General features: G+C 58.6%; 1 protein-coding gene. It reads right to left on the bottom strand.

What is annotated here, in order from left to right:
- Positions 1 to 1021: 1021 nt before the first annotated feature.
- On the bottom strand, positions 1022 to 1226 hold a 205-nt coding region (locus tag AAFX91_RS41790), incomplete at its 5' end, for a transposase (RefSeq protein WP_394570360.1).

Below are 1226 nucleotides of genomic sequence, written 5' to 3' on the forward strand. Positions count from 1 at the left end.
TGCTCGACGTTCATCGTCCCTGGCGCAAGGTCAAGGTCACCGAGCGACGAGCGGCAAGGGATTACGCCCAATGCATGTGAGGTCTGTGCTCGTCAGCGCGAACTCGTCAGGGCCTCCGCGTTCGCGGATGGCTGCCCGGAGTGCGGCGAGCTTGTCGGGGTCGGCAGAGCGATTTGCGGCCTCGAAAGCCGGTATGAATTTGAGTCTGCCCATTGCAGCATGCCTCGTCTGGGGATCGTAAAGGCTGCTTCTGTTTTGAATGTCGTCTAGGCGGCGGCGCAATCGCCATAAGCTTCGCAATCGCGTCGAGGAGTACGCTCGTTTCGGCCTTCCCTTCGGACCAATTTCTGATCGCCGCTATCGCGTTCTCCAAAGCCTCTTCACGGGTCATGGCACGATCTCCAGAACGGCGTCGCCGTGCGGCCTACAGGACTACAGAAAAGAAGCGCGGGCGGTTGGAGGAACCACCCGCGCTAGTCGCTGTAGACTTGACCATCTCATGGCGGTTGCGCGAATGTATGAGGAGTTAAGCCCGCACATCTCTCAGCAACTCGCGTGCCAGACAATCTCAGTGCAAGAGAGCCAAAACGGTGCGCTTTCACGCCGACCCGGCTAACTACTCGCGTTACGCTGGCGGCTTCCGGACAGGCATGTCTGTCAGTTTGCTTTCAATTACATAGGTAATCGCGGGGGTTGGGAACACCGGCGGCTAGTTCCTGCGTTAGTGGACCATAGAGCCGCTGCGACGCCGAACGAAAAGATAGAAGCGGCGGCCAAACTCATAAGTGTAATGGCTATAGGTCTGGGCATAGCGGTTCAACATCCCGCACCCGGAAAAGTTGCAGGACCACCATGGACCCGTTGAAAGGGTGGCCTATTTAGCGATAGGTCATCACTAACAGGCCGCCATTTCGCGTGGCAAATTAACCAAACTGAACGCACCGCAATCGCACGGACTCGCTAATCTAGGAGCCTGTCCAGTTAGCGTTCTGGCCGGTCGGACTTCATTACGATAGGCCGCTCATGTGGGCCTGGCGAGGTTGTTGAGCTTGACGAGGTTGTGGGCGGTGCAGACGATCGCCCATTCGGCCCCCACGTTAGCCAGGCCTCGGAACAGGAACTGGCGGAAGCCGCGGGCCTGCTTGATCTGTCCGAACACCGCCTCGACGATCTGCTTTCGCAGTCGGTAGGGGGTCTCGAAGCCGCCGTCGGCGATCTTTTTTCTC

Origin of the sequence: Bradyrhizobium sp. 31Argb (assembly GCF_043638955.1) — a bacterium.
Lineage (GTDB): Bacteria > Pseudomonadota > Alphaproteobacteria > Rhizobiales > Xanthobacteraceae > Bradyrhizobium.